This window comes from Sphaerisporangium sp. NPDC049002 (assembly GCF_040649355.1).
Taxonomy (GTDB): domain Bacteria; phylum Actinomycetota; class Actinomycetes; order Streptosporangiales; family Streptosporangiaceae; genus Sphaerisporangium.
Map to the genome: position 1 here is coordinate 1 of NZ_JBEZFH010000264.1, position 9,170 is coordinate 9,170.

Sequence of the window (9,170 nt, forward strand, 5' to 3'; positions counted from 1 at the left end):
CACACCGCCACGCTCTACATGACCCTGCTCGCGGCATACCAGGCGGTGCTCGCCCGGCACGCGGGCGACGCCGCCGAGGCGGCCGTCCTCGCGCTGGGCTGGGCGGACGTGCTGGAGGCGCTGAGCGCACACCCGCGGATCGGCGATCGCGCCGCCGGGGCGGGCCGGGAGTCCTCGTGGTCGCGCGAGGAGCAGTCCGGTACGGCGGGAGCCGATCGGCGGGTGCTCGCGGAGCTGGCCGCCCGCAACGCGGTGTACGAGCAGCGGTTCGGCCACGTCTACCTGATCTGCGCCACGGGCCTGTCGGCGGGGGAGATGCTCGACCGGCTCGCCGGCCGCCTGCTGAACGACGAGGAGGCCGAGCGGGCCGTCGTACGGGAGGAGCTCGCCAAGATCACGCGCCTGCGGGTGGCCAAACTCCTCGCGGAGGGCGAGGGCAGGGGCGAGGGCGGCGCATGACCAACTTGATCACCCCGTCCACCCCGTCCATGCGCGCGCGGGCCGGCCGCGCAGAGGAGGAGAGATGAGCCTTTCCACCCATGTGCTGGACTCCGGCAACGGCCGCCCGGCCGAGGGCATGGCCGTGAGCCTGTTCCAGGGGGACCGCCTGGCCGGCAAGGGCGTGACCGACCAGGACGGCCGCCTGCGCGACTGGCTGCCCGAGGGGGAGCCGGGCAAGGGCGTCCACCGCCTGGTCTTCGAGACCGGCGCCTACTTCGCCCGGTCGGGGGTGACGGCGTTCTACCCGGAGGTCGTCGTGACCTTCTTCGTGGACGACCCGGAGGCGCACTACCACGTGCCGTTGCTGCTGAGCCCGTTCGCCTACTCGACCTACCGAGGGAGCTAGCGATGACCGTCGTCCTCGGGCCCAACCGCTACGGCAAGGCGGAGACCCGCGTCGTCCGCGTCACCCGCGACGGCGAGGTCCACCACCTCAAGGACTGCAACGTCTCCATCTCGCTCTCCGGGGCGATGGAGGACGTGCACAGGAACGGCGGCAACGCCGCCGTGCTGCCCACCGACTCGCAGAAGAACACGGTCTACGCCTTCGCCAAGAAGCACGGCATCGGGCAGATCGAAGAGTTCGCCCTGCTGCTCGCCCGGCACTTCGTCGGCTCGCAGCCCACGATCCACCACGCCCGGGTGGCGGTGGAGGAGTACTCCTGGGAGCGCCGGGGGCCGCATTCCTTCCTGCGCTCGGCCGCCGAGACGCGCACGTGCGTGGTCCACCACGACCGCGACGGCACCTCCACGGTGGTGTCGGGGCTGCGCGATCTGGTGCTGCTGAACTCGACGGGCTCGGAGTTCCACGGGTTCATCGAGGACGAGTACACCACGCTGCCGCCGGCCACCGACCGCGTCCTCGCCACCGCCGTGACCGCGCGCTGGCGCCACACCGCGCCGCCCGCGCTCCCGGATCCCGCCGGCGCGTCCGAACTCGCCAATTCGTATGATTTCGGGAAATCGTACGATGAAGTGCGGAGATCCTTGCTGGAGGCGTTCGCCGACACCCACAGCCTGTCACTGCAGCAGACGCTCTTCTCCATGGGCGGCCGCGTGCTGGCCACGCGCGAGGAGGTCTGCGAGGTGCGGCTGGAGCTCCCGAACAAGCACCACTTCCTTGTCGATCTCACTCCTTTCGGCTTGGACAACGACAACGAGGTCTACTTCGCCGCCGATCGCCCGTACGGGCTGATCGAGGGCGCCGTGCTCCACGACGACGCGCCGGACGCCGGCCCGGCCTGGGACTAGGGGAGTACAGATGGAGTTCCTGCGACCCACCACCTGGGGCGAGGCGCTGGCCGCCAAGGCGGAACGGCCGGACGCGGTGCCCATCCAGGGCGGCACCGACGTCATGGTCGAGATCAACTTCGACGTGCGCCGCCCGGTGGCGCTGCTGGACCTGAACCAGGTCACCGACCTCGCCGGCTGGGAGCCCATGTCCGACGGGCGGCTCCGCGTCGGCGCCGGGGTGCCGTACGCGCGGATCATCTCCGAGCTGGGGGACCGGCTCCCCGGGCTGGCCCAGGCCTCCCGCACGGTCGGCTCCCCGCAGATCCGCAACCGGGGCTCGGTCGGCGGCAACCTCGGCGCCGCCTCCCCCGCGGGCGACAGCCACCCGCCCCTGCTCGCCGGCGACGCGGTGATCGAGGTCGAGTCCGCCGCGCGGGGCACGCGCATGATCCCGGCCGCCGAGTTCTACCTCGGGGTGAAGCGCAGCGCGCTGGAACCCGACGAGCTGATCCGCGCCTTCTGGATGGCGCCCGCCGAGGGCCCGCAGTACTTCTCCAAGGTCGGCACCCGCAACGCCATGGTCATCGCCGTGTGCTCCTTCGCGATAGCGCTGCACCCACAGGAGCGCCGCGCCCGTACCGGCGTGGGCTCGGCGGCCCCGACCCCGCGCCGGGCACTCGCCGCGGAGGAGTTCCTCGCGGCCGAGCTCGACTGGACCGGGTCCGGCCCCCTCGACGCCGCGCTGCTGGCGCGGTTCGGCGAGCTGGCGGCCCAGGCGGCCTCACCCATCGACGACGTCCGGGGCACCGCCGACTACCGGCGCCACGCGGTCGCGGTGATGGCCCGCCGCACGCTCACCTGGGCCTGGAACGACTATCGCGAGGAGGCGGCGGCATGCGCGTGAACTTCACCGTCAACGGCAGGCCCGAGGCGGTCGACGGCGTCTGGGAGGGCGAGAGCCTGCTCTACGTCCTGCGCGAGCGCGTCGGCCTGCCCGGCTCGAAGAACGCCTGCGAGCAGGGCGAATGCGGCTCCTGCACGGTCTACCTCGACGGCCTGCCGGTGTGCGCGTGCCTGGTCGCCGCAGGGCAGGCCGAGGGCCGCGAGGTGCGCACGGTCGAGGGGCTGGCGCAGGGGGACCGGCTCGACCCGATCCAGGAGGCCTTCGTCGAGTGCGGAGCCGTGCAGTGCGGGTTCTGCACGCCGGGCCTGCTCGTCCAGGCGCACGACCTGATCGAGCGCAACGCCGAGCCCAGCGACGCCGAGATCCGCGAGGCCCTGGCGGGCAACCTGTGCCGCTGCACCGGGTACGAGAAGATCCTCGACGCGGTGCGGCTCGCCGCCGCCAGGAAGGCCGGGGTGGCGTGACCGTGGGAACCCTCATCGAGAACGTCGCGATCGCCCCGGTGGTGGGGCCCGAGATCGGCCGCGGGTACATCCACGTCGAGGACGGCCGCATCGCCGCGCTCGGCGCGGGCCCGGCCCCCGACGTCCCCGGCGCCACGCGGATCGACGGCTCGGGCTGCCTGGCGACCCCCGGCCTGGTCAACACCCACCACCACCTGTACCAGTGGGCCTCCCAGGGAGTCGCCCAGGACGCCACGCTGTTCGAGTGGCTCACCGCTCTCTACCAGGTGTGGGCGGCCATGGACGCCGAGGTCGTGAAGGGCGCGGCCACCGCCGGGCTCGGCTGGCTCGCGCTGTCGGGCTGCACCACGACCACCGACCACCACTACATCTTCCCCAAGGGCCGGGGCGACCTGTTCGCCGCCGAGATCGAGGCGGCCCGCGACCTCGGGATCCGCTTCCATCCGTGCCGGGGGTCGATGGACCGGGGCGTCTCGCAGGGCGGCCTGCCCCCGGACGAGGTGGTCGAGGGGCTGGAGGAGATCCTCGCCGCCACCGCCGAGGCCGTCGACGCCTACCACGACCCCTCTTTCGGCTCGAAGCTCCGCGTCGCCGTGGCGCCGTGCTCGCCGTTCTCGGTCAGCGCCGACCTGATGACCGAGGCGGCGGCGCTGGCCCGCGACAAGGGCGTGCGCCTCCACACCCACCTGTGCGAGACGCGCGACGAGGAGGAGCACTGCCTGGCGCAGATGGGCTGCACCCCGGTCGACTACATGGAGAAGCTGGGCTGGCTCGGCCCCGACGTCTGGGTGGCCCACGCCGTCCACCTCCACGATCGCGACATCCGGCGCTTCGCCGAGACCGGCACCGGCTCCGCCCACTGCCCGAGCTCCAACGGCCGCCTCGGCGCGGGCATCGCCCGCGTGTTCGAGATGCTGCGGGGCGGTGCGATCGTCGGCCTCGGCGTCGACGGCAGCGCCTCCAGCGAGCTCACGCCCCTGGCGGGCGAGATGCGGCAGGCCCTGCTGTTCCAGCGCGCGAGGTACGGGCCGGCGGCGCTCACCGCCCGCCAGGCGCTGGAGATCGGCACCCTGGGCGGCGCCCGGTGCCTCGGCCGGCAGGACGAGATCGGCTCTCTGGAGCCGGGGAAGCTCGCCGACATCGTCCTGTGGCGGGTCGACGGCTTCGCGGCGGCCGTCGAGGACCCGGTCTGCGCGCTGGTCTTCGGCGCGACGCCGCCCGTGGCCCGCGTGCTGGTCGGCGGAGAGACCGTGGTGGAGGACGGCGAGCTGCGCACGGTGTCGCACGACGCCGCGGGACGGGCCGGCGTCGAGGCACACCGCCGCCTGACCCGGCTCGCCGCCGACAGGGGATTCAGCGTGAACAGGGAGGTCGGCGCTTGAGGCCGGGACCCGCACGCCGAGAGGCCCCTGGGTCGGGGCACGCCCACCAAGAGGCCCTCGCATGACGCCGGGGCACGCCCACCCGGAGGCCCGCGCGTGACGCCGGGGCACGTGCTGATCGCGCCGGACAAGTTCAAGGGCTCGCTCAGCGCCGTCGAGGTCGCCGGCCGGGTGGCGGCGGGCCTGCGCGCCGCCCGGCCGGACCTCACGGTCGTGACACTGCCGGTGGCCGACGGAGGGGACGGCACCGTGGAGGCCGCCGTCGCCTGCGGGTTCCACCGCGTCGAGGCCGTCGTCGCCGGCCCTACCGGTGAGCCCGTGAGCGCCGCCTACGGCTTCCTGGACGGCGTGGCGGTGGTCGAGCTCGCCGAGGCGTCCGGCCTGCACCGGCTCCCCGGCGGGCGGCTCGCGCCCCTCACGGCCGGGAGCGACGGCACCGGCGACCTGATCGCGGCGGCCCTGCGCCAGGGTCCCCGGGAGGTGGTGCTCGGCCTCGGCGGCAGCGCCTGCACCGACGGTGGCTCCGGCATGATGCGCGCGCTCGGCGTGCGCCTGCTCGACGCGCGGGGCCGCGACCTGCCGCCCGGGGGCGGGTCCCTGGCCGGCCTGCGCTCCCTTGACCTCTCGGGGTTCGCGCCGCCCGCCGGCACGACGTTCGTCGTCGCCAGCGACGTGGACAACCCGCTGCTCGGCCCCGAAGGCGCGGCCGCGGTCTACGGCCCGCAGAAGGGGGCGGGACCGGCCGATCTGCCGAGGCTGGAGGAGGGCCTGGCCCGCTGGGCCGACCTCGCCGAGCGCGACCTCGGCGTACGGGCGCGCGACACCCCGGGCGCGGGGGCGGCGGGCGGCGTCGGGTTCGCGGCCATGGCTTTCCTCGGCGCCGAGATCAGGCCGGGCATCCGCCTTCTGCTCGACCTGCTCGGCTTCTCCGCGCGGCTCTCCGGCGCGAGACTCGTGATCACGGGGGAGGGCTCGCTCGACGACCAGACCCTGCGCGGCAAGGCCCCGGCCGGGGTGGCGTCGGCGGCCGCCGAGGCGGGGGTGCCCGTGGTCGCCGTGTGCGGCCGGTGCGCGCTGACCGGCGAGCAGTTGCGCGCGGCGGGCATCCAGGCCGCCTTCGCGCTGACCGGCATCGAGGACGACGTGCGACGCTGCATGGCGGAGGCGGGCCCGCTCCTCACCCGGCTCTCCGCCACGCTGGCCGCCGAATGGCTCCCCCAGGCGCCCGCCCACGCCCATGACTGACACCCGGTTGGACGGAGGACTGTGAGCGATTTCGATCTGGTGGTGCGCTCCCGGCGGGCGGTGCTGCCCGATGGCGAGCGCCCCCTGGCCGTGGCCGTGCGGGACGGCGTGATCGCGGCGCTCCTGCCCTACGACGACCCGGCACCGGCGGCCGAGCGGGTGGACCTCGGCGAGGTGTGCCTGCTGCCCGGCCTGGTCGACACCCACGTCCACGTCAACGAGCCCGGCCGCACCGAGTGGGAGGGGTTCGCCACCGCCACCAGGGCGGCGGCGGCCGGAGGCGTGACGACGATCGTCGACATGCCGCTCAACTCGCTGCCGCCCACGGTGAACGCGGGCGCGCTCGCGGTCAAGCGGGCGGCGGCGGCCGGTCAGTGCGCCGTCGACGTGGGCTTCTGGGGCGGCGCGATCCCCGGGAACGCCGCCGAGCTGCGCGCGCTGCACGAGGCGGGCGTGTACGGCTTCAAGTGCTTCCTGTCGCCGTCCGGGGTGGAGGAGTTCCCGCCGCTGGACGCCGCGGGCCTGGGTACGGCCCTGCGCGAGGTGGCCGCGTTCGACGGGCTCATGGTGGTGCACGCGGAGGACCCCGCGCTGCTCACCGAGCCCCTCGGCCCGACATACCCGGAATTTCTCGACTCGCGGCCGGGGGAGTCGGAGCGCCGGGCCGTCGAGCGGGTCATCGCCGCCGCCCGCGAGACCGGCGCGCGCGTCCACATCCTGCACGTGTCCTCGGCCTCCTGCCTCGAACCGCTGGACGCCGCGCGGCGCGACGGGGTGCGGATCACCGCCGAGACCTGCCCCCACTACCTGACCCTCACCGCCGAGCAGGTGCGCGGCCCCGAGTACAAGTGCTGCCCCCCGATCAGGGACGGCGGCAACCGCGACGAACTGTGGAAGGGCCTCGCGGCGGGCGTGCTGAGCTGCGTCGTCTCCGACCACTCGCCGTCCACCCCCGACCTGAAGGTGCCCGACTTCGCCGCCGCCTGGGGAGGGATCTCCTCGCTGCAGATCGGCCTGCCCGCCGTGTGGACCGAGGCACGCTCGCGCGGGTACGGCCTGACGCGCGTCGCCGAGTGGATGTCCGCGCGTCCTGCGGAGCTGGCCGGCCTGACCGCCAAGGGCGGCATCGCCGTGGGCCTCGACGCCGACCTGGTGGCCTTCGACGACGCGGCCGGGTTCACCGTGAACGCCACAGACCTGCGCCACCGCAACCCGGTGACGCCCTACCACGGCCGCACGCTGACCGGAGTGGTGCGCACCACCTGGCTGCGCGGCCGGCCCGTGTCCGACACCGTCCCACCTTTTGGAGTGCTTCTTTGAACGACCTTCCGGCCGGCTGCCACCCGATCCCCGCGAGCACCGGCGGTGCCGGTGAGTGACCTCACGCGCCTGCCCGACCTGGCGCTGCGCACCTGCGGCGGGTCGGTCGTGGCGGCGAGCGACGAGTCCTTCGCCGAGCGGCAGGCACTGATCAGGCCCGGCGCGCCCGCGTTCCAGCCCGGCACCTTCGGCCCCCGGGGCCAGGTCTACGACGGCTGGGAGACCCGGCGGCGCCGCGAGCCCGGCCACGACTGGGCGATCGTGCGGCTCGGCATGCCCGGTGCCGTCCGGTGTGTGGTGGTCGACACCGCGTGGTTCACCGGCAACTACCCGCCCTTCGCCTCGGTCGAGGCGTGCGCGGTCGGCGGGTACCCCTCGGTGGCCGAGCTCCAGGAGGCCGAGTGGGTGGAGATCGTGCCAAGGAGCCCCCTGGGCGGGGACGCCGCGCACGAGTTCGCCGTCGGCGACGGCCGCCGGTTCACCCACGTGCGGCTGAACATCTTCCCCGACGGCGGGGTCTCGCGGCTGCGCGTCCACGGCGAGGTGGCGCCCGACCTGGCGCTGTACGAGGGCATGACCGTGGACCTCGCCGCCCTGGAGAACGGGGCCATGGTCACCGCCTGCTCGGACGAGTTCTACTCCTCGCCGGCGAACGTCATAGCCCCCGGGCTGCCCCGGCACCAGGCCGAGGGGTGGGAGACCTCCCGCCGCCGGGACGGCGGCAACGACTGGCTGGTCGTACGGCTGGCGGTGCCCGGCGTCGTGCGCGTCGCCGAGCTGGACACCACCAACCTGGTGTACAACGCCCCCGGCGCGGCCTCCCTGATGGCCGCCGAGGCCGGCGACGGCCCGCCGGGGGAGGACACCGAGTGGTTCGAGCTGCTCCCGCGCACCCGGCTCCAGCCGGACACCCGCCACAGGTTCCGCCTGCCGGGTGACCGCGTCGCGACGCACGTACGCCTCGACATCTACCCCGACGGCGGCATGGGCCGCCTCCGCCTCCACGGCACTCCCCGCGACCTGTAAGACCGGGCAGGCTCCCGCCGGGTCAGTGCCAGATCGTGATGCGGGTGCCCGCCGGGGCCTGTCCCAGGGGGTTCTCCGCGACCACCGAGCCCGCGCCCGCGATCTTGCGCACCCGTACCTGGAAGCCGGCGGTGCGAAGCTCGCGGGTGGCGTCCCCGACGTTCTTGAACCGGACGTCGGGGATGGCCACGAGGGCCTGGCCCGGCTGGACGTTGTCGGGGTTCTCCCAGGGCCAGTGGAAGCCGGTGTCGGGCCCCTTGGAGCAGGTGAGCTGCACGTTCTGCCCGGCGGTGACCTCGGCACGCGCGGCGGGGTTCTGGGCGATGATCGTGCCAGGCTGGGCGTTGTCGGTCTGCTGGACGATCGTGGGGTTGTACCCCTTCCCCCGCAGGAACGCCTCGGCCTGGTCGCACTGCATCTCGCTGACGTCGGGCATGAGCTGCCCGGCGCTCAGCACGAGCTGCACCCGGCTGCCCTCCCTGACCTTGGTGCCGACCTGGGGGTTCGTGCGCAGCACCAGGCCGCGCTGCACGGTGTCGCTCGGTACCCGGCTGACGGTGCCGGCGGTGAGGCTCGCCTCGGAGATCTTGGCCCGCGCGTCGGCCTCCGGCAGGTTGACGACGTTCGGCACCGCGATCTTGACGGGCCCGGCCGAGGGGATCAGCGTGATCCTGGACTGGGCGAGCACCTCCTTGCCCGGCTCGGGTTCGGTGCGCAGGACCTTGTCCTCGGCCACCTCCTTGTCGTGCTCGGGGGTGCCGATCTTGACCTCGAAGCCCTGCTTCTCGGCCTCCGATTTGGCGATCGTGATGTTCAGGCCGGACAGGTCGGGGACCTTGGTGTAGCGGCCCTCGGAGAACCACCAGCCGGTGCCACCGATCGCAGCGGCCATCAGGACCACCAGCACGACGATGAACCAGTGGGGCCGGAAACCGCGGCGCTTCGGGCCTTCGGCCGCCGGCCGTACCGCCGGGGCGGTGAGCATCTCGGTCTGCGAGTGGATCAGGGTCGGGTTGGCGGGCGCGGCGCCCATCTGGTGCGCGGCCACCGGCCCGGGGGCCGCCGCGCCGGTGGGCGGGCGCTGCGGCCCCATGT

General features: G+C 74.1%; 10 protein-coding genes. 9 read left to right on the forward strand and 1 reads right to left on the reverse strand.

Annotated elements, in window-relative coordinates:
• From AB0B89_RS32495 to alc, 9 genes are all read left to right on the forward strand, one after another.
• The coding region (locus AB0B89_RS32495) for a 2-oxo-4-hydroxy-4-carboxy-5-ureidoimidazoline decarboxylase (RefSeq protein ID WP_358560423.1) at window positions 1-459 on the forward strand (459 nt) is incomplete at its 5' end.
• A 64-nt stretch (window positions 460-523) separates the two neighbouring features.
• Window positions 524-847: a hydroxyisourate hydrolase gene (uraH, locus tag AB0B89_RS32500; RefSeq protein ID WP_358560425.1), complete on the forward strand. Its 324-nt coding sequence runs from the start codon at window positions 524-526 to the stop codon at window positions 845-847.
• Window positions 848-849: 2 nt separating this feature from the next.
• Window positions 850-1,752 carry a factor-independent urate hydroxylase gene (gene pucL, locus AB0B89_RS32505; RefSeq protein ID WP_358560427.1) on the forward strand — a complete coding sequence of 301 codons (903 nt, stop codon included), beginning with the start codon at window positions 850-852 and terminating at the stop codon, window positions 1,750-1,752.
• A 10-nt stretch (window positions 1,753-1,762) separates the two neighbouring features.
• Window positions 1,763-2,638, forward strand: coding sequence for an FAD binding domain-containing protein (locus AB0B89_RS32510; protein WP_358560429.1), 876 nt, complete (start codon window positions 1,763-1,765; stop codon window positions 2,636-2,638).
• Entirely contained in the window at window positions 2,629-3,102 is a 474-nt protein-coding gene (locus tag AB0B89_RS32515; protein WP_358560431.1) for a (2Fe-2S)-binding protein, read from the forward strand. The genes AB0B89_RS32510 and AB0B89_RS32515 overlap by 10 nt, the downstream gene beginning before the upstream one ends.
• A gap of 2 nt (window positions 3,103-3,104) precedes the next feature.
• Window positions 3,105-4,484, forward strand: coding sequence for an 8-oxoguanine deaminase (locus AB0B89_RS32520; protein ID WP_358560440.1), 1,380 nt, complete (start codon window positions 3,105-3,107; stop codon window positions 4,482-4,484).
• Between the two features lie 96 nt (window positions 4,485-4,580).
• Window positions 4,581-5,729: a glycerate kinase gene (locus tag AB0B89_RS32525; protein WP_358560433.1), complete on the forward strand. Its 1,149-nt coding sequence runs from the start codon at window positions 4,581-4,583 to the stop codon at window positions 5,727-5,729.
• 21 nt (window positions 5,730-5,750) lie between these two features.
• A complete protein-coding gene (allB, locus tag AB0B89_RS32530) occupies window positions 5,751-7,049 on the forward strand; it encodes an allantoinase AllB (protein WP_358560434.1) in 1,299 nt (432 codons plus the stop codon).
• 51 nt (window positions 7,050-7,100) lie between these two features.
• Complete coding sequence (gene alc / locus AB0B89_RS32535) at window positions 7,101-8,075, forward strand: allantoicase (protein WP_358560436.1); 975 nt, start codon at window positions 7,101-7,103, stop codon at window positions 8,073-8,075.
• A gap of 22 nt (window positions 8,076-8,097) precedes the next feature.
• Here alc and AB0B89_RS32540 read toward each other — a convergent pair.
• Window positions 8,098-9,170: PASTA domain-containing protein (locus AB0B89_RS32540; RefSeq protein WP_358560438.1), on the reverse strand; the 1,073-nt coding region annotated here is incomplete at its 5' end.